We start from the raw sequence: 16,513 nt of genomic DNA on the forward strand, positions 1-16,513 counted from the left end.
TTCAGAGGGGATCGATGTCGAAGCTCCGGGCCGCCGAACCGGCCGCGCGCAACCGGACCATGGCCTCGAACGCGCGCTCCAGCCCCCGCGCGAAGGCGGCCGGATCGAACGCCGACGTCTCGCGGAGGGCCTTGTCCAGGCGGGTCTTCAGGCCTTCCAGCGCGACATGGTCGCCGGCCAGGCGGGCGGCTTCGGCGACATAGGCCTGTGCATCCGGCGCGATCAGCTCGGGCAGCTCCAGCGCTGTCAGCAGCCCGGCCCCCACCCGGCTGGCGAAGCTTCGTCCCGGCAGGGTCAGCAGCGGCACGCCCATCCGCAGGGCGTCGCTGGCCGTGGTGTGGGCGCCGTAGGGCCAGGTGTCCATCATCAGGTCGGCCAGCCCCTGCCGCGCCAGGTGCCGGGCGGGCGGGACCGGGCGGGCGAACACCAGCCGGCCGGGATCGATCCCCGCCCGTTCGGCTTCGCCGCGCAGGTTGTCGACGACCCCGGGCCCGCCCTCGTAGAGCCAGAGCACCGAGCCCGGCGCGGCGTCCAGCACGGCCATCCAGGCGGCGAACACTTCGGGCGTGATCTTGGCGGGGTTGTTCAGGCAGGCGAACACGAAGGCGTCGTCCGGCAAACCCTCTTCGGCCCGCGTCGGCGGGGGCCCGTCGGGCTCGGCCAAGGCGTCGTTGGGCTGGTAGAGCGGCAGGCGCACCACCGCCTCGCTCCAGTCCGCCTCGGCGCCCGGCGGCAGCACCACCGCGTCGGCGATCACATAGTCCGCATAGGGCGCGGCCAGGGTCCCGGGATAGCCCAGCCAGCTGACCTGGATCGGCGCGGCGCGGTGGGCCAGGATCCCGGGACGGCCGTCCTGGGTGTAGCCCTTCAGGTCGACGACGATGTCGACGCCCAGCTCGCGGGCCAGGGCGGCGACGGCGGCGTCGGACATCCGGCGCACGTCGATCCGGCGCTCGAACGCCGCGTCGATCCGCCCGCGCAGGGCCCCGCCCAGGTCGGGACCGTAGGACAGGGCCAGGATCTCGAACCGCGCCCGGTCGTGGGCCTCCAGCATGCCGGCCATCAGCCGGGCGGTGGCGTGGTCGTGCAGGTCGGCCGACAGATAGGCGACGCGTATCCGCGCGGCCGGCGAGCGCTCGGGCCAGGACGGCGCCGCGACGGGCGGCGGGGCGACCAGCGCCGCGCAGGCCCGGTGCAGGGCCGGGTCGTCGAACACCGACAGGGCGGCGAACGGGCTGATCGCGGGACGGCCCGCCTCCAGCTCGCTCCGCACGGCCCGGCGCAGGGTCGCGTCGTCGCGCCAGTCGCAGGCCTGGCGGCGGACGTGCAGCAGGTCGCCCAGGGCGCGGGGATGGCGGGGATCGAGCGCGACCACCGCCTCCAGGTCGCGCGCCGCCTCGACCGGACGCCCCAGCAGGGTCAGCAGGGCCGCGCGGTTGGCCAGGGTCTTGGGGTCGCGCGGCGCGGCCACGCAGGCCCGATCGTGGGCGGCCAGGGCCTCGTCGAACCGGCCGAGATCGGTCAGGGCCGCCCCCAGGTTGGACAGGGCGTCCCCGAAGCCCGGCGACAGGACCAGAGCGCGGTCATAAGCCGACAGGGCTTCGACCGGACGTCCCAGGCGGCGGAGGGCCACGCCCTGGGCGTTCAGGACCGGCGGATTGTCGGGGTCGGCCGCCAGGGCCGCGGCGCAGGCCGGCAGGGCCTCCTCGAACCGCTCCAGCGCCACCAGGGCGGCGGCGCGGGCCGACAGGACGCCGGACCGGGCGGGATCGAGGGCCAGGGCCCCGTCGAGCGCCTCGAGGGCCTCGACCGTCAGCCCCAGGGCCAGTCGCGACACGCCCAGCACGTGCCAGGCGGCGATGGCGCCGGGATCGTCCCGGACCAGGCGCTCGCACAAGGCCGCCGCCTCCGCCGGCCGTCCGGCCTGGTAGAGGTCGAAGGCCTGGCGCGCGGTCATTTCCGGGCCATCAGGGGCGAGCGGTCAGGCTCAATCGGCCTTGCTGAAGATCAGCGTGCCGTTGGTGCCGCCGAAGCCGAAGCTGTTGGACATGACCGTGGTCAGCGGCTTGTCCGAGCGCTCGCGCAGGATCGGCAGGTCGGCGAACTCGGGGTCGAGGGTCTCGATGTTGGCGCTCTCGGCCGCGAAGCCGTTGTCCAGCATCAGGATCGAATAGATCGCCTCCTGCGCGCCGGCCGCGCCCAGGCTATGGCCGGTCAGCGACTTGGTGGAGGAGATCAGCGGGGCCTTGTCGCCGAACACGTCGCGGACAGCGCCCATCTCCTTGCTGTCGCCGACGGGGGTCGAGGTGCCGTGCGGGTTCAGGTAGTCGATGGTCCGGCCGCCGGCCTGGGCCATGGCCAACTTCATGCAGCGCGCCGCGCCCTCGCCCGACGGGGCGACCATGTCGTAGCCGTCGGAATTGGCGGCGTAGCCCACGACTTCGCCGTAGATCTTGGCCCCACGCGCCTTGGCGTGTTCGTACTCTTCCAGGACGACGATACCCGCGCCCCCGGCAATCACGAAGCCGTCGCGGTCCTTGTCGTAGGCGCGGCTGGCCACGGCCGGGCGGTCGTTGAAGTTGCTGCTCATCGCGCCCATGGCGTCGAACAGGTTGGACAGGGTCCAGTCCAGCTCCTCGCAGCCGCCGGCGAAGACGATGTCCTGCTTGCCCATCTGGATCTGCTCGGCGCCCGCGCCGATGCAGTGGGCGCTGGTCGCGCAGGCCGAGCTGATCGAATAGTTGATCCCGCGGATCTTGAACCAGGTCGATAGCACGGCCGACGGGCCCGAGCTCATCGCCTTGGGCACTGCGAACGGACCGATCCGCTTGGGACCCTTTTCCTGGGTCGTGGCCGCCGCCTCGACGATCACCCGGGTGGACGGGCCGCCCGAACCGACGATCAGGCCGGTGCGCTCGTTGGAGATCTGGGCCTCTTCCAGCCCGGCGTCGGCGATCGCCTGTTCCATGGCGATGTGCGCATAGGCGGTGCCCGGCGCCAGGAAGCGCGCGGCGCGGCGATCGACCAGAGCTTCCCAGCTGTCGAGCTTGACCGTGGCGTGGACCTGGCAGCGGAAGCCCAGTTCCGCGTATTCCGGCGCGGAGACCACGCCGGACTTGGCTTCACGCAGTGAGGCGAGCACCTCATTGGCGTTGTTGCCGATGGACGAGACGATTCCCAGTCCGGTGACGACGACGCGACGCATGAATAATCCTCTTCTCTTCCCCTGATCCCGAAGGGGTCGGCTCTAGGACGGCCGACCCTGCGACGGTGTCAGGACGCCATCTGATCGGCGGTGAACAGGCCGACCTTCAGGTCCTTGGTTTCGTAGATGACCTTGCCGTCGGCCTCCATGACGCCGTCCGCGATGCCCATCACCAGCTTGCGCATGATGACGCGCTTGAGGTCGATCTTGTAGGTGACCTTCTTGATGTCCGGAGTCACCTGGCCGGTGAACTTCACCTCGCCCACGCCCAGGGCGCGGCCGCGGCCGGGACCGCCGGACCAACCCAGGAAGAAGCCGACCAGCTGCCACAGGGCGTCCAGGCCCAGGCAGCCCGGCATGACCGGGTCGCCGATGAAGTGGCAGGCGAAGAACCAGAGATCGGGATTGATGTCGAACTCGGCCTCGACATAGCCCTTGCCGTACTTGCCGCCCTCGGCCTCGATGCGGACGATGCGATTGAACATCAGCATCGGCGGCGCGGGCAGCTGGGCGTTGCCGGGGCCGAACAGTTCGCCACGGCCGCAGGCCAGAAGTTCGTCGTAGGTGAAGGAACTTTGTTGCATGGCCTCGCCCTAGCACGGCGGCGGGCCGCGCCTCAATGTTACTTTCGGTAACGCCTGTGATCGTCAAACGCTGCCCAGGGGCGAAAACGCCCTATTCCTTGCACTGCGCGCCGGGGGCCGCGCCCCAGATCTGGTCCTGCGGGGCCCAGCCCGATTCGCCGTCGGCCTTCAGCTTGCACCAGCCCTTTTCGCAACGATCGAGATTGGCGGTGGCCCGGCCGGCCAGATAGGCGGTGACGCGGGCCCCGGCCTTGGGCTGGGCGCGCAGCGGCAGCGGCGTGGCCTGGACCCGCATCGCCGTGCGGCGGCCGTCGGTCGTGCGCTTGTGCACCCAGGCCAGGTTGCCTTCCGGATCGCAGATGCGCCGCCATTCGCGGGTCTCGGCCACCACCTGCACCGGCAGGCCCCGGACCTTGTAGATCCACAGCAGGCGATGGGCCTCGTCGGGCCCGACGCGCGCGTTCACCTCGCCGTACTTCAGCGACACGTAGCGCGGCACCTCCATGCCCGACGGCGTGACCTTCGGCGCTTGGGCCTGAGCCCCGTCCGCGAGCGCGATCAACCCGATCGCGGCGATCACCGGGGCGCCGAGCGAACGATGTTTGCAATTCGTCGGCATGTTGCTTGGCCGCATGGGGCCCCTTTGCTACAGATTTCGAACACCCGCCCGGAAACCCCGTTTGGGGAAACACCCAGCAGGCGAAGGCTTTTCGAACCGCTCATGTCAGCTCGCAAGCTCAAAGTCATCGTCACCCGCAAACTCCCCGATCCGGTGGAGACGCGGATGTGCGAGCTGTTCGACACCCAGCTGAACGTCACCGACAAACCCTTGACGGCCGATGAACTGGTCGAGGCGATGAACCAGGCCGACGTCCTGGTGCCCACCATCACCGACCGCATCGACAGCCGCCTGCTGTCGCGGGCCGGCGACCGTCTCAAGCTGATCGCCAATTTCGGCGCCGGCGTCGACAACATCGACGTCGCCACGGCCAACGCCCGGGGCATCATCGTCACCAACACCCCCGGCGTGCTGACCGAGGACACCGCCGACCTGACCATGACCCTGATCATGGCCGCCTCGCGCCGGGTGGTCGAAGGCGCCGAGGTGGTCAAGGCGGGCGGCTTCCACGGCTGGTCGCCGACCTGGATGCTCGGCCGCCGCCTATGGGGCAAGCGCCTGGGCATCATCGGCATGGGCCGCATCGGCCAGGCCGTGGCCCGCCGCGCCAAGGCCTTCGGCATGCAGGTGCACTACCACAACCGCAAGCCCGTCAGCCCGCGCATCGCCGAGGAGGTCGGGGCCACCTACTGGGAAAGCCTGGACCAGATGCTGGCCCGGATGGACTTCATCTCGGTCAACTGCCCGCACACCCCGGCCACCTACCACCTGCTGTCGGCCCGACGGCTCAAGCTGCTGCGGCCGCAGAGCATCATCGTCAACACCGCCCGCGGCGAGGTGATCGATGAAGGGGCCCTTGCCAACATGCTGGCGCGCGGCGAGATCGCCGGAGCAGGCCTGGACGTCTACGAGCACGAGCCGGCCATCAACCCCAAGCTCCTGAAGCTGCCCAACGTCGTGCTCCTGCCCCACATGGGCTCGGCCACCGTCGAGGGCCGCGTCGACATGGGCGAGAAGGTCATCGTCAACGTGAAGACCTTCATGGACGGCCACCGCCCGCCGGACCGCGTGATCCCGTCGATGCTGTAGCGGGTCAGGCTTGACCTTTCGGTTCTGAAACTCTTCTTTCGCCGAAGTTGAGTTGGGGGCCGACCATGATTTCCAGACGCCGTATCCTGGCGGGCGCCGCGGCGTCGCCTTTGGCGGCGATGGCCGGCGGCGCGACCGCCCAGGCGCCCACGCCGCCCACCCTCGAAGAGATCCTGGCCCCGCCTACCCTGCTTGGCGCGGCGCTTTCGCCCGACGGCCGGCAGCTAGCCTGCCTGCGCATGGAGCGCAAGGGCGAGCTTATGAAGGCTTATGTCCTGCTGCAACCGGCCGATCGCCCACGCGATCCGCCGACCGTCGTGCTGATCGGCGACTATGACGTCCAGCGGCTGGAATGGGCCAACAACGAGCGCCTGCTGATCTGGGTGCTGATCCACAAGAACCTCGACGGTTCGCCCACCGGCCAGACCTATGGCGAACTGTTCTTCCCCTCGCCTCAAATTCGCGTGCTGTCGGTCAGTCTGGACGGCGCGGACTCGGCGGTCCTGTTCGGCAAGGAAGGCGGCCCCGTGTCGCGCGCGGCCGATCTGGGCTCGATCGTCGACCTGCTGGTGGATGATCCCAAGAACGTGCTGATGCAGGCCTGGGACTACGACAAGGGCTGCCTGCTGCTCTACAAGGTGGACATCTACACCGGCGAGGCCGTGTTCTTCGAACGCGGAGCCCAGGAAACCTACGGCTGGCTCACCCAGAACGGCCTGCCGGTCATCCGCCTGGACACCAATCGGCGCGGCAACATCGTCTGGATCTACACCCGGCCCCCGGGTCAGACCCGCTGGACGCTGTATCGCAAACTGCGCCGCAACGAACTGGAGCAGATCTCCGATTTCAACGTTGTGGGCGCGACCGCCGAGGCCGGCGTCATGCTGGTCACCACCCAGCATGAGCGCGGCGGCGACCGGGTGCTGCAGCGCTTCGACCTGCAGACCCTGCAGCTGGGCGAGGTCCTGGCCTCCAGGAGCGATCGCGACATCGACAGCGTGGTGATGGACGAGCGCGGCGGCCTCCTGGCGGCCAGCTTCACCGACGATCGCGAGGACTACGTCTTCTTCGACCAGGCCCTGAAGGCGCATTACCGGGGCCTTCAGTCCTACTTCAAGAACGACGTCAATCTGGGCTTTATCGACGTCAGCCTGGACCACAATCGCTTCGTGATCAGCGCCAGCAGCCCCACCCGGCCCGGCTCGCTCTGGCTCTACGACAAGCCCGCCGGCGCCCTGACGCCGCTGGGCGAGATGAGGCCCTGGCTGACCGGTCGCCTGGCTCCGACCACGATCCTCAAGCTGAAGAGCCGCGACGGCCTGGATCTGACCGCCTACCTGACCACCCCGCTCAACGCGGCCGTCGGGCCTCGCCCGCTCGTGATCTTCCCGCACGGCGGCCCCGAAGCGCGCGACGCCTACGGCTTCGACCAGTTCGTCCAGGCCTTCGCGGCCCGGGGCTGGTACGTGCTGCAGGTCAATTTCCGGGGCTCCTCGGGCTACGGCAAGGCATTCGCCGACGCCGGGCGCAAGCGCTGGGGCGAGGAGATGCAGAACGACATCGAGGACGCCCTGGTCGCCGTGGTCGCCAAGGGCGGGATCGATCAGGGCCGCATCGCCATCTGCGGCGCCAGCTACGGCGGCTACGCGGCCCTGATGGGGGCGGTGAAGACCCCGAAGGTCTACCGCGCCGTGGTCTCGATCGCCGGGGTCAGCGACCTGCCGGAAATGGTGGCCTATACGCGGCGCGAAGACGGCGGCGACTCGCTGGTCTACGCCTATGTCGTCGAGACGATCGGCGATCCCGTCGCCGACAAGGCGCTTCTGGAAAGGAGCTCGCCCGCCTTCCGTGCCAAGGAGATCACGGCGCCGGTCATGCTGATCCACGGCGTGCACGACGGCGTGGTGCCGATCGAGCAATCCAACCGCATGGCCAAGGCCCTGAAGGCCGCCGGAAATCCGGCCAAGCGGCTGGACATCAAGTGGGTGGGTCACCGCGGCTGGGACGGGTTCACCACCAAGACCATCCTCAGCGCGGCGATCACCCACATCGAAACGGCGTTCAACACCGCCCAGGCCTAGCCGCCGCAGCTGGGACAGACGGGATCCGCCCCGATCCGCACCGTGCGTGTCTCGGCGGCCAGGGCGTCGTAGATCAGCAGGCGGCCGGCCAGGGTATGGCCGGCGCCGGTGATCGTCTTCACGGCCTCCAGCGCCATCATCGAGCCGATCACCCCGGCCAGGGCCCCCACCACCCCGACCAGGGCGCAGGTCTCGGCGTCGGGCGGGATCTCCGGCACCAGGCACCGGTAGCAGGGCTTTCCCTGGAACACCCCGACCTGGCCGGTCCAGCGGCCCAGGGCGCCGCTGACCAGGGTCTTGCCCTCGGCCAGGCAGGCGTCGCTGACGGCGAAGCGGGTGGCGAAATCGTCGGCGCCATCCAGCACAAGGTCATACCGGGAAATCAGCTCGCGGGCGTTGGCCTCACCCAGCCATACCGGATGGGTCTCGACGGTCAGGTGGGGGTTGAGGGCCGTCAGGTGTTCGGCCGCCGCCTCGACCTTGGGCCGGCCCGTGTCGGCGGTGGCGAACAGCACCTGGCGCTGCAGGTTCGACAGCGAGACCGTGTCGGCGTCGACCAGGCCCAGGGTCCCGACCCCGGCGGCGGCCAGGTAGAGGGCGGCGGGCGCGCCCAGCCCCCCGGCCCCGACCACCAGCACCCGCGCGGCCTTCAGCTTCTGCTGGCCCGGCCCGCCGATCTCGCGCAGCACCAAGTGGCGGGCGTAGCGTTCGACCTCGGCCTCGGAAAAGCTCATGGCGCTTGACCCTCACCGCACGGCTCGCCACATGCGAAGCCATGCAAAACAGCAATTCCTTCCCCGACTGGCACGGCACGACCATTCTGGCGGTGCGCAAGAACGGCCAGACCGTGATCGCCGGCGACGGACAGGTCTCCATGGGCCCAACCGTCGTCAAGGGCAACGCCCGCAAGGTGCGACGTCTGGCCGGCGGCAAGGTGGTGGCCGGCTTCGCCGGGGCCACCGCCGACGCCTTCACCCTGATCGAACGGCTGGAAGCCAAGCTGGAGCAGTATCCCGACCAGCTGGCCCGGGCCTGCGTGGACCTGGCCAAGGACTGGCGCACCGACCGCTACCTGCGCCGGCTGGAGGCCATGCTGCTGGTGGCCGACGCCACCTCGATCTACACGGTCACCGGCGTGGGCGACGTGCTGGAGCCCGGCGAAAGCCAGGGCGGCGGCTCGGTGGCGGCCATCGGCTCGGGCGGCAACTACGCCCTGGCGGCGGCCAAGGCCCTGATCGACCAGGACCTGAGCGCCGAGGAGATCGCCCGGCGCGCGATGGCCATCGCCGCCGAGATCTGCGTCTACACCAACGGCAACCTGACGGTCGAAAGCCTGTAAGGCCTTCAAGTTACGGCGAATTCACGAGCGGACGGCGCGTCCGCGCGCTTAGCTGCGGGCGGGAGGGGCCCTTCATGCTCAAGACCGCTCTGATCGCCTGCGCCCTGCTGGCCGCCGCGCCGGCCCTGGCCTCGACCCCATCGCCCGCCTTGTCTTCGCCTGGGGAGATCGAGAAGGCCGAGCGTGCCTTCGCGGCCGACGGCGCGGCCCTGGGGATCCGGGACTCGTTCCTGGCCCACATGGCCGACGACGCCATCGTCTTCTCGCCCGGGCCGGTCAACGCCAAGGCGCTGTACGCGGCGCGGCCCTCCAGCAAGACGCCGAAGCTGGAATGGTGGCCGCAGCGCGTGGTCATCGCCCGCTCGGGCGACCTGGGCCTGTCGGTCGGCCCCTGGGCCATCAACGGCAAGCGCGGCGCCTACTACGCCACCATCTGGCGCAAGGAACCCGACGGGACCTGGAAGTGGGTCTATGACGGCGGCGGCGACGCCGACGGCGGCAAGGGCCCCGATCCCGCCGCTCCCTCCACCCAGGGCCCGACGGCCACGACGGGCGCGGGAAGCCCGGCCGCCGGCTTCGCCCAGGCCCGCGCCGCCGAGGACCAACTGGCGAAGGCCGCAGCCCAGGACGCGGCAGGCGCCTATGACGCCGTGCTCAGCGCCGACGCGCTGCTGACCGGTCCCGGCGGGACCAAGACCCAGGCCGTCGACGACCTGGAAGGCCGCCGCAAGCTGCGTCCCGCCGCCCTGACCCTGACCCCGGTCGGCGGCGGCGCGTCCAGAGCCGGCGACCTGGTCTGGATCCACGGCCAGGCGCAATGGACGGCCGACGGTCCCAAACCCGTCGCCGCGCACTATATGCATGTCTGGCAAAGGCGCGCCGAAGGGTGGCGCCTGATCTTCGAGACCCTGATCAACGACACATGACCGAATTCTCCCCCCGCGAAATCGTCTCCGAGCTGGACCGCTACATCGTCGGCCATACCGAGGCGAAGAAGGCCGTGGCCGTGGCCCTGCGCAACCGCTGGCGTCGGCGCCGCGTGCCGGACGACCTGCGTGACGAGGTCACCCCCAAGAACATCCTGCTGATCGGCCCCACGGGCGTGGGCAAGACCGAAATCGCCCGCCGCCTGGCCAAGCTGGCCCAGGCGCCGTTCCTGAAGGTCGAGGCCACCAAGTTCACCGAGGTCGGCTATGTGGGCCGCGACGTCGACCAGATCGTCCGCGACCTGGTCGAGAGCGCCCTGTCCATGGTCCGCGACAAGCGCCGGGCGGGCGTGAAGGCCAAGGCCGAGGCCGCGGCCGAGGAGCGCATCCTCGACGCCCTGACCGGTCCCGGCGCCAGCGCCGCCCGCGACAGCTTCCGCAAGAAGCTGCGGGCCGGCGAGCTGGACGACAAGGAAGTGGAGCTGCAGCTGGCCGACACCGGCGGCGGCGGCATGTTCGAGATCCCCGGCCAGCCCGGCGCCTCGGTGCTGAACCTGTCGGAGATGATGAAGTCGTTCGGCGGCGGCGGCCGCACCAAGACCCACAAGACCACCGTGGTCGGCGCCTGGGCCCCGCTGATCGCCGAGGAGAGCGACAAGCTGCTGGACCAGGAGGCCCTGACGCAAGAGGCGCTGGAACTGGCCGAGAACCACGGCATCGTCTTCCTGGACGAGATCGACAAGGTCGCTTCGTCCAGCCAGCGCGGCGGCGCCGACGTCTCCCGCGAGGGCGTGCAGCGCGACCTGCTGCCGCTGATCGAGGGCACGACGGTCTCGACCAAGTACGGGCCGGTGAAGACCGACCACATCCTGTTCATCGCCTCGGGCGCCTTCCACGTGGCCAAGCCGTCGGATCTGCTGCCCGAGCTGCAGGGCCGCCTGCCGATCCGGGTGGAGCTGAAGGGCCTGACCCGCGACGACCTGCGCCGCATCCTCACCGAGCCGGAAGCCAACCTGATCCGCCAGCACCAGGCCCTGATGCTGACCGAGGGCGTGACCCTGGTGTTCAGCGACGAGGCCATCGACGCCGTCGCCGACGCGGCCGTGGCGGTCAACGCCTCGGTCGAGAACATCGGCGCTCGCCGGCTGCAGACCATCCTGGAGAAGGTGGTCGAGGAGATCAGCTTCTCGGCCGCCGACCGCTCCGGCGAGACGGTCACCGTGGACGCGGCCTATGTGAACGACCGCATCGGCGCCCTGGCGGGCAACGCCGACTTGAGCCGCTTCATCCTCTGAAGTCCCGCCAGTCGTCCTCGACCCCGCGCGCGGCCGCCTTGGCGTGGCCGCGCAGCCAGCCGGACTGCAAGCTGGCCAGGTGACCCGCCACGGCCGCGCGGTCGCCCACGTGGCAGGCGGCGATCTCGCGGCCCATGGCCGTCAGCATGTGGATCGACAGCAGATCGTCGACCGAGTCCTCGGCTTCGATCTTGCGGCTGTTGGGCGACAGGCGGCGGACCACCAGGCCGTCCGTGACCCGGTAGTGCGGATCGACGGCCCGGAACCGGCCCTCGGCCAGCTCGCCGCCTCGGATCGACGGGTCGCCCCCATGGCGCAGCGTCCAGGCCGAGACGACCACCGCCTTGACCTCGCGCAGCACGGGGCCGCCCCGCCAGTCGGCCCGGGCCACGAAACGCGGCCGGCCCAGGCTGCCGACGCCGGCCGTGCGCGGGAAGGTCTCGAAGGGTCCCGTCGGATCCGGCAAGGCGTCCTGCAGGGCCTGGGCGTAGCGGGCCCCGATCGGCCGCGCCTCGGACGTCATGAACTTCGCCCAGAACCGGGTGCGTTCCTTCTCGGGCAGCATGACCGCCTCGCGCAGCCACCGGTGGTCCCGCTCGAGGATGAACGGCTCGGGCGCGAGGAGACCCTGCCGATAGCCCTCGGCGACGGCGTCGCAGATGTCGCCGGCGTCTGGGCCCTTGCCGTCGCGGGCCAGCAGGGCGCTGGCCGCCAGCCGCACCAGGTCCAGCGGCCAGGGCATGACGGCCGCGTCGTCGAAATCGTTGGCGCCCCAGACCAGCCGGCCCTCGGCGTCGCGCCAGCAGCCGAAATTCTCGACGTGGGTGTCGCCGATCGCCAGCACCGGCGGGGCCGAGGCCAGGTCCGGACAGACCTTCAGGACGGTCTCGGCCCAGCGCCAGTAGGTCGCCCGCAGGAACGGGAACGCGCCCTGGCGCATCTTGTCGTGCTTCCTGGCCAGATCGGCCTCGACCAGGTCGCCGCCCAGGGCCGCGCCCAGCCAGGTCTCGTAGGCCTTGGCCGAAGCCTTGATCGAGGCGGTCATGGAGCGGTTCCCGAGGCGGCGGTCGCCCGCGAGACTAGGCCCAGGGGCGTCAGGCCGAAAGCCGCCCGCTGGCCCCGACGGCCTCCATGCCCAGCATCGCCGCCTTGCGGCCCAGGCCCCAGTGATAGCCGGTCAGCCGCCCGTCCTTGGCGATGGCCCGGTGGCAGGGGATCAGCAGCGAGATCGGATTGGCCCCGATCGCCCCGCCGGTGGCCTGGTAGGCCCGAGGCTTGCCCGCCCAGGCGGCGATCTCGCCATAGGTGCTGGTCTGGCCGGGCGGGATGCGCAGCAGGGCCTTCCAGACCTGGACGTTGAACGGCGAGCCGATCAGCACCACCGGCAGGGGCTGGTCGCCGCCGTGGAAGGCGTGGATGGCGGTGCGGGCGGCCGCCTCGTCGTCGCGGCGCCAGTCGGCGGCCGGAAAGCGCCGGTGCATGTCGTCGTAGGTCGCCTCGTCGTCGCCGTCCGAGAAGGCCAGGCCCGCCAGGCCGCGCGGGGCCATGACGAACAGGCCCTTGCCGTAGGGCGTGGGCGCCCAGCCCCAGGTCAGGCTGATCCCCTCCCCGCGCCGGCGCACGTCGCCGGGGGTGACCGCCTCCTGGGCGATGAACAGGTCGTGCAGCCGCGAGGGGCCCGAAAGGCCGGCGTCGTAGGCCGCGTCGAGCACGCTGGCCCCCTCCTCCAGCGACCGCCGGGCCTCGGCGTGGGCGATGGCGGCGACGAAGGTCTTGGGGCTGACCCCGGCCCAGCGGCTGAACACCCGCTGGAAATGGAACGGCGACAGGCCGACGGCCTGGGCGGCCTCGTCCAGGGACGGGCGTTCCTGCCAGCGGTCGGCCAGCCAGGCCAGGGCCTTGGCCATGCGATCGTAGTCGGCCGACCGCTCGGTCAGGTGGGCGAAGGCTTGCGAGGGGGAGATATCGAGGGCCATGGGGGAGAAGATAGTGGTTTGGGCGAACGCCGTCCGCCCGGTTCTTGCGGCCCTATGCGTGCCGTTCAGCGCGGGCCTTCAGGATCGCCCGCTCCAGCGCCTGGGCGAAGTCCACCCGCTCGGGCGGGCTCAAGGCGCGGCCCAGGGTCAGGCGCTTGCGCGACATCATCAGCCGCACCCGGGTCTCGTGCTCGCCCGGCTGGTCGACGCCGACGCGGGTGAAGGCGGTGGGCGAGGTCCAGATCACCCGCGCGCCCTTCTCGTCCTCGCGGCTGACGGTCACGGCCTCGGCGGTGACCCGCACCCGTTCGGACCGCTCGGCGGCCCGGAAGCTGGCCCGCATGGCCAGCACCACCGCCAGGACGTCCAGCCCCAGGAACGGCAGCACCGGCGGCGCGCCGACCACCAGCAGGAACACCGCGACCATCAGGTTGAAGGCGATCATCACGCCCAGCACGACGTACAGCCCGCGCCGGCTCATCGAGCGGTTCGGCTTGATCACGGCGTCCATGTACAGCGGCGCGGCCATGGCGCTGATTTAGGCTTCGCCCCACGCCTTGGCGAGAGGCGCGCATCACGGCATGGTCGCCGCCCATGGCCAAGCCCGCTCGCAAACCCTCCAAGCCCCTCGTGAAGAAGCGCCCCGCCGCCAAACGCGTCTCGCCGGCCGAGCGCGAGCGCGTCGAGGTGCTGTTCTCGCGGTTCGAGAGCCTGGAGCACCACCCCAAGACCGAGCTGCACTATTCCAACCCCTACACCCTGGTGACCGCCGTGGCCCTATCGGCCCAGGCCACCGACGTGCAGGTGAACAAGGCCACCGGCCCGCTGTTCGCCAAGGTCGACAGCGCCGCCAAGATGCTGGAGCTGGGAGAAGAGGGCCTGGTCCCCTACATCGCCTCGATCGGCCTGTTCCGCACCAAGGCCAAGAACGTCATCGCCGCGGCCCGCATCCTGGTCGATCAGTACGGCGGCGAGGTGCCGCTGAACCGCCAGGCGCTGGAAAGCCTGCCCGGCGTGGGCCGCAAGACCGCCAGCGTGGTGCTCAACGAGCTGGACATCGAACCGGCCATCGCCGTCGACACCCATGTATTCCGCGTCTCGCACCGCCTGAAGCTGTCGGCCGGCAAGACGCCGGACGCGGTCGAGGACGACCTGATGCGCATCGTGCCCGACCGCTTCAAGACCCGAGCGCACCACTGGCTGATCCTGCACGGACGCTATGTCTGCGTGGCGCGCAAGCCCAAGTGCGAGGTCTGCCGGATCGCGGACCTGTGTCCGTCTAGAGAACTATTCCTCGGCGCATAGGCGGCGAACACTTGCCCCCTACGGGTCGCTTCGCGACCGTCTTCCCCCGGAGGGGGAAGAGCGCTGGTGCGAAGGCTCCGCCCCCTATGGGGGCGGACGGGCGGCGAAGCCGCCAGGTGGGGGCAAGTGGGCGAGCTACAGCGCCCGTTCCACCGCCGCCGCGAACGCCGCCCCGTCGTCGTGCACGTGCTCCAGGAACAGGTCCGGTTCGATGACCTCCAGCTCCATCAGCTGCGGCGCGCCGTCCAGGCCCCGGATCAGGTCGACGCGGGCGTAGGTCAGGGGGGCTCCAGCCGCCTTCAGCACCATCTCGGCCGCGTGCAGGGCCTCGGGCTCGGGCGCGACGCCGCTGACCTGGCCGCCGAACTGCGGCTGGACCCGGAAGTCGCCGGCCACGGCCACCTTGGTCACCGCGTGGCTGAACACGCCGTCGAAATAGAACAGCGACAGCTCGCCCTCCTCGCCCACGGCCGGCAGGAACGGCTGGATCAGGGCCGGACCGGTCGTGCAGCCGGTCAGGCCGTCGGCGTGGCGCAGCTTGACCGTGTCCTGCGAGCCGCCCGAGATCTGCGGCTTGGTCACCAGCACGTCGACGCCGAACACGTCGCGGGCGTGGTCCAGGGCCTCCAGGGTCAGGCGGTCCACGGCATGGGTCGGCACGACGGGTGCGCCCTTGGCGGCCAGATCGGCCAGATAGGTCTTGGTGGTGTTCCAGCGCAGCACCGACACCGGATTGGCCAGGCGCGCGCCGGCGGCCTCCAGGGCGTCGAGCCGGACGAACCACTCGTCCGACCGCAGGTGATAGCCCCAGCTGAGCAGCGGCAGCACCACGCGGGCGCGGGCCGTGTCGGCGTCGACCCAGCTGGCGGCCGAGACCTCCAGCCCTCGGGCCCGCAGCGGCGCCGCCAGGCGCTCAAACAGCGGCGACCAGCTGTTGGCGAAGCGGGGTTCGTCGGGCGCGGGGGTGAGGATAAGGACGTCTGTTGAGGCTGGGGTCATACTTCTGGCGGTAGAACGCCGTGATCGCCGGGGCAAGGCTCGCGTTGCCTTGCGGGCCCCGATCCGGTACTCCGCGCGCGTCGCCCATTCGAAAAGGCCTTCCATGACCGCTCTCTACGACGTCGCCGCCATCGGCAACGCCATCGTCGATGTCATCGCCCAGTGCGACGACGCCTTCCTGGAGCGGGAGGGCCTGGTGAAGGGGTCCATGGCCCTGATCGATCCGGCCCGCGCGGCCAGCCTGTACGACGTCATGTCGGCGGCCATCGAGGCCTCGGGCGGTTCGGCCGCCAACACCGCCGCCGGCGTCGCCAGCTTCGGCGGCAAGGTGGCCTTCATCGGCAAGGTCGCCGACGACCAGCTGGGCGGCGTGTTCCGCCACGACATGCAGGCCATCGGCTGCGCCTTCACCACCCCGCCGCTGGCCGAAGGCCCGGCCACGGCCCAGAGCCTGATCAACGTCACGCCGGACGCCCAGCGCACGATGTCGACCTATCTGGGCGCCTGCGTCGAGCTGAACCCGGCCGACGTCGACCCGGCGATCATCGAGGCCGCCAGCTATTCGTACCTGGAAGGCTATCTGTTCGACCCGCCCGAAGCCCGCCGCGCCTTCGCCAAGGCCGCCGCCCTGAGCCACGGCGCCGGCCGCAAGATCGCCCTGACCCTCAGCGACAGCTTCGTCGTCGACCGCCACCGCGGCGGCCTGCTGGGTTTCATCGAGACCCAGTGCGACATCGTCTTCGCCAACGAGAGCGAGATCTGCTCGCTGTTCGAGACCACCGACTTCGACGCCGCCGTGAAGGCTCTGGCCAGCCGGGTCGAGATCGCCGCGGTCACCCGCAGCGAAAAAGGCTCGATCGTCGCCTCCGGAGCGGCCTTGCACGAAATCTCGGCCTATCCGGTGGAAAAAGTCGTGGACACGACCGGCGCGGGCGACCAATACGCCGCAGGTTTCCTCTACGGCCTCTCCCAGGGCCGCCCGCTGCCGGTCTGCGGCCAGCTGGGCTCCCTGGCCGCCGCCGAGGTGATCGACCACTACGGTCCGCGCCCGCAGGTCAGCCTGCGGGAACTGGCCCAGAAGAACGGACTCTAGGA

At 70.6% G+C, this 16,513-nt stretch carries 16 protein-coding genes; 7 read left to right on the top strand and 9 right to left on the bottom strand.

Annotated features, from left to right (window positions below; genetic code table 11):
* Position 1 precedes the first annotated feature (1 nt).
* The 4 genes from WAE60_RS07235 to WAE60_RS07250 all read right to left on the bottom strand — a co-directional run bounded on the left by WAE60_RS07235 (position 2) and on the right by WAE60_RS07250 (position 4,408).
* Positions 2 to 1,957: a tetratricopeptide repeat protein gene (locus tag WAE60_RS07235; RefSeq protein WP_337685575.1), complete on the bottom strand. Its 1,956-nt coding sequence runs from the start codon at positions 1,955 to 1,957 to the stop codon at positions 2 to 4.
* 30 nt (positions 1,958 to 1,987) lie between these two features.
* A complete protein-coding gene (gene fabB, locus WAE60_RS07240; RefSeq protein WP_029910155.1) occupies positions 1,988 to 3,205 on the bottom strand; it encodes a beta-ketoacyl-ACP synthase I in 1,218 nt (405 codons plus the stop codon).
* 68 nt (positions 3,206 to 3,273) lie between these two features.
* On the bottom strand, positions 3,274 to 3,789 hold the full coding sequence (gene fabA / locus WAE60_RS07245; RefSeq protein ID WP_029910152.1) for a 3-hydroxyacyl-[acyl-carrier-protein] dehydratase FabA: 516 nt from the start codon (positions 3,787 to 3,789) through the stop codon (positions 3,274 to 3,276).
* 91 nt (positions 3,790 to 3,880) lie between these two features.
* Positions 3,881 to 4,408: an SH3 domain-containing protein gene (locus WAE60_RS07250; RefSeq protein WP_337685576.1), complete on the bottom strand. Its 528-nt coding sequence runs from the start codon at positions 4,406 to 4,408 to the stop codon at positions 3,881 to 3,883.
* A 102-nt stretch (positions 4,409 to 4,510) separates the two neighbouring features.
* Here WAE60_RS07250 and WAE60_RS07255 point away from each other — a divergent pair, with 102 nt between their 5' ends.
* Together WAE60_RS07255 and WAE60_RS07260 are read left to right on the top strand one after the other, a co-directional pair.
* Positions 4,511 to 5,497, top strand: coding sequence for a D-glycerate dehydrogenase (locus WAE60_RS07255; RefSeq protein ID WP_029910147.1), 987 nt, complete (start codon positions 4,511 to 4,513; stop codon positions 5,495 to 5,497).
* Between the two features lie 65 nt (positions 5,498 to 5,562).
* Positions 5,563 to 7,578, top strand: a complete 2,016-nt coding sequence (locus WAE60_RS07260) for an alpha/beta fold hydrolase (RefSeq protein WP_337685577.1) — start codon at positions 5,563 to 5,565, stop codon at positions 7,576 to 7,578.
* Here the strand turns inward: WAE60_RS07260 and WAE60_RS07265 are convergent.
* Positions 7,575 to 8,312 (bottom strand): HesA/MoeB/ThiF family protein, encoded by a 738-nt coding sequence (locus tag WAE60_RS07265; RefSeq protein ID WP_337685578.1) that lies wholly within the window; start codon positions 8,310 to 8,312, stop codon positions 7,575 to 7,577. The two genes, WAE60_RS07260 and WAE60_RS07265, sit on opposite strands and share 4 nt — an antisense overlap.
* A gap of 5 nt (positions 8,313 to 8,317) precedes the next feature.
* Here WAE60_RS07265 and hslV point away from each other — a divergent pair, with 5 nt between their 5' ends.
* From hslV to hslU, 3 genes are all read left to right on the top strand, one after another.
* Positions 8,318 to 8,917, top strand: coding sequence for an ATP-dependent protease subunit HslV (gene hslV / locus WAE60_RS07270; RefSeq protein ID WP_337685579.1), 600 nt, complete (start codon positions 8,318 to 8,320; stop codon positions 8,915 to 8,917).
* Positions 8,918 to 8,991: 74 nt separating this feature from the next.
* Positions 8,992 to 9,843, top strand: a complete 852-nt coding sequence (locus tag WAE60_RS07275) for a DUF4440 domain-containing protein (RefSeq protein ID WP_337685580.1) — start codon at positions 8,992 to 8,994, stop codon at positions 9,841 to 9,843.
* Positions 9,840 to 11,138, top strand: coding sequence for an ATP-dependent protease ATPase subunit HslU (gene hslU / locus WAE60_RS07280; RefSeq protein WP_337685581.1), 1,299 nt, complete (start codon positions 9,840 to 9,842; stop codon positions 11,136 to 11,138). The genes WAE60_RS07275 and hslU overlap by 4 nt, the downstream gene beginning before the upstream one ends.
* Here hslU and WAE60_RS07285 read toward each other — a convergent pair.
* Genes WAE60_RS07285 through WAE60_RS07295 form a run of 3 tightly spaced genes read right to left on the bottom strand, consistent with a single transcriptional unit; the run spans position 11,128 to position 13,643 of the window.
* A complete protein-coding gene (locus WAE60_RS07285) occupies positions 11,128 to 12,183 on the bottom strand; it encodes a DUF2252 family protein (RefSeq protein WP_337685582.1) in 1,056 nt (351 codons plus the stop codon). The two genes, hslU and WAE60_RS07285, sit on opposite strands and share 11 nt — an antisense overlap.
* 49 nt (positions 12,184 to 12,232) lie before the next feature.
* On the bottom strand, positions 12,233 to 13,114 hold the full coding sequence (locus WAE60_RS07290) for a methylated-DNA--[protein]-cysteine S-methyltransferase (protein ID WP_337685583.1): 882 nt from the start codon (positions 13,112 to 13,114) through the stop codon (positions 12,233 to 12,235).
* Between the two features lie 52 nt (positions 13,115 to 13,166).
* Positions 13,167 to 13,643 (bottom strand): DUF2244 domain-containing protein, encoded by a 477-nt coding sequence (locus tag WAE60_RS07295; protein ID WP_029910117.1) that lies wholly within the window; start codon positions 13,641 to 13,643, stop codon positions 13,167 to 13,169.
* A gap of 65 nt (positions 13,644 to 13,708) precedes the next feature.
* Here WAE60_RS07295 and nth point away from each other — a divergent pair, with 65 nt between their 5' ends.
* Entirely contained in the window at positions 13,709 to 14,419 is a 711-nt protein-coding gene (gene nth / locus WAE60_RS07300; RefSeq protein ID WP_337685585.1) for an endonuclease III, read from the top strand.
* 135 nt (positions 14,420 to 14,554) lie between these two features.
* On the opposite strand, the gene WAE60_RS07305 is transcribed toward nth, so the two are convergent.
* Positions 14,555 to 15,418: a transporter gene (locus tag WAE60_RS07305; protein ID WP_337685586.1), complete on the bottom strand. Its 864-nt coding sequence runs from the start codon at positions 15,416 to 15,418 to the stop codon at positions 14,555 to 14,557.
* A gap of 103 nt (positions 15,419 to 15,521) precedes the next feature.
* On the opposite strand from WAE60_RS07305, the gene WAE60_RS07310 reads away from it, so the two are divergent.
* Positions 15,522 to 16,511, top strand: a complete 990-nt coding sequence (locus tag WAE60_RS07310; protein WP_337685587.1) for an adenosine kinase — start codon at positions 15,522 to 15,524, stop codon at positions 16,509 to 16,511.
* The last annotated feature ends 2 nt before the right edge of the window (positions 16,512 to 16,513 follow it).

It is taken from the genome of Caulobacter sp. CCG-8 (assembly GCF_037402475.1).
GTDB lineage: Bacteria > Pseudomonadota > Alphaproteobacteria > Caulobacterales > Caulobacteraceae > Caulobacter.

Coding starts and splice junctions, on each gene's coding strand:
- WAE60_RS07235 (WP_337685575.1), bottom strand. CDS start 1,957: ATGACCGCGCGCCAGGCCTTCGACCTCTACCAGGCCGGACGGCCGGCG.
- fabB (WP_029910155.1), bottom strand. CDS start 3,205: ATGCGTCGCGTCGTCGTCACCGGACTGGGAATCGTCTCGTCCATCGGC.
- fabA (WP_029910152.1), bottom strand. CDS start 3,789: ATGCAACAAAGTTCCTTCACCTACGACGAACTTCTGGCCTGCGGCCGT.
- WAE60_RS07250 (WP_337685576.1), bottom strand. CDS start 4,408: ATGCCGACGAATTGCAAACATCGTTCGCTCGGCGCCCCGGTGATCGCC.
- WAE60_RS07255 (WP_029910147.1), top strand. CDS start 4,511: ATGTCAGCTCGCAAGCTCAAAGTCATCGTCACCCGCAAACTCCCCGAT.
- WAE60_RS07260 (WP_337685577.1), top strand. CDS start 5,563: ATGATTTCCAGACGCCGTATCCTGGCGGGCGCCGCGGCGTCGCCTTTG.
- WAE60_RS07265 (WP_337685578.1), bottom strand. CDS start 8,312: ATGAGCTTTTCCGAGGCCGAGGTCGAACGCTACGCCCGCCACTTGGTG.
- WAE60_RS07275 (WP_337685580.1), top strand. CDS start 8,992: ATGCTCAAGACCGCTCTGATCGCCTGCGCCCTGCTGGCCGCCGCGCCG.
- hslU (WP_337685581.1), top strand. CDS start 9,840: ATGACCGAATTCTCCCCCCGCGAAATCGTCTCCGAGCTGGACCGCTAC.
- WAE60_RS07285 (WP_337685582.1), bottom strand. CDS start 12,183: ATGACCGCCTCGATCAAGGCTTCGGCCAAGGCCTACGAGACCTGGCTG.
- WAE60_RS07290 (WP_337685583.1), bottom strand. CDS start 13,114: ATGGCCCTCGATATCTCCCCCTCGCAAGCCTTCGCCCACCTGACCGAG.
- WAE60_RS07295 (WP_029910117.1), bottom strand. CDS start 13,643: ATGGCCGCGCCGCTGTACATGGACGCCGTGATCAAGCCGAACCGCTCG.
- nth (WP_337685585.1), top strand. CDS start 13,709: ATGGCCAAGCCCGCTCGCAAACCCTCCAAGCCCCTCGTGAAGAAGCGC.
- WAE60_RS07305 (WP_337685586.1), bottom strand. CDS start 15,418: ATGACCCCAGCCTCAACAGACGTCCTTATCCTCACCCCCGCGCCCGAC.
- WAE60_RS07310 (WP_337685587.1), top strand. CDS start 15,522: ATGACCGCTCTCTACGACGTCGCCGCCATCGGCAACGCCATCGTCGAT.